Source organism: Aeromonas lacus (genome assembly GCF_000764665.1).
GTDB classification, from domain to species: Bacteria; Pseudomonadota; Gammaproteobacteria; order Enterobacterales; family Aeromonadaceae; genus Aeromonas; species Aeromonas lacus.
The window spans coordinates 1-1150 of record NZ_JRGM01000166.1; the positions used below are offsets into that span (position 1 = coordinate 1).

At 42.3% G+C, this 1150-nt stretch carries 1 protein-coding gene; it reads left to right on the forward strand.

Annotation, left to right across the window (positions count from 1 at the left end; genetic code table 11):
* The coding region (locus LG31_RS21310; protein ID WP_161785992.1) for a hypothetical protein at positions 1 to 919 on the forward strand (919 nt) is incomplete at its 5' end.
* Between the last annotated feature and the right edge of the window lie 231 nt (positions 920 to 1150).

Below are 1150 nucleotides of genomic sequence, written 5' to 3' on the forward strand. Positions count from 1 at the left end.
CATTGACGGTTACTTTGATCTAGATAATGATCTTGAAGACCGACTTGAAGAAATAATCACGACGACCTGGCAGTACCGTGAAAGCTCAGGCAGTGAATGGCAAATCGTTGAAGCTGGCACCACGAGTTTTAACGTGGAATATCGAACAGGACAGATTAGATTTTGCGTAAGACCAGTAGCCAAAACCGGAATCAAGAATGGGTTAGTGACATGCACCAGTTCTTACAATATCGGAAATGGTGCCGTGCCAGACTTGTCAGTTTCAGTGAGGAATAATGATGATGATGAATCATTGACCGTAACAGAAGGGGATCGCCTAGACGGAAGCTGGGCAAATATCTCATCAGTTCAACCTACAAATGTAAGGCAAGAATGGCTTCGGGGTGAAACAGTTATTGGTTCTGAGGAGGGATTAAGCTCTAGCCTATCATTAAAAATTCCTTATGGAACGAATGGTCAAACATTTACATATTGTGCACAGGTTTTATCTCCCCCTGGAATGTCTCAACCAAGATGTACTTCAGAAACAGTCACGGGAGAGGAGCTTCTGCCTGAGAGAGTTCGAGTATTGGACATTGGTATAGATGATCAATTACCTCTCAACACCCCTAAACCCATAGCGCTGACATTTACCCTATCACCAGCATCACCACCCAAGCCACCGACTAAGCCACATAATATCAAAGTTGATGTTTCAAGTAAGGCTTTGGTTTCTAAGACTTCAGACTTCTCGGGAGCATCTTCACATCTAGAATTTCAATTACCAACAGAGCAAGCGTCCAGAGTAACTATTTATGTCAAGGATGCGTATGCTGAATGTGCAAAGATATCCATTTATACGCCAAATGGTGAAGAAGATACAACCAAACCAGATCTCTGGGCTCGTTTAAATTTTAATAATGCATGTAACCAATATTAACTATTAACTTAGTTAAATACCTGACACTGGTAAAAAGCCAGTGTCAGGTAAAAATCATTGGAACTCTCTTCAGAACTATTTCACCAATCTCTTATTACTGTTCAATACGGCGTTGTTGCCAAAATCAATGCAGTTTGAATGGAACTAACTGAGGGCTCGGTGATCTGATCACCATCATCCTCTTCAAGTCTGCATCATGGGCACGTCGCTTCACCCCATCACCAACTGGCC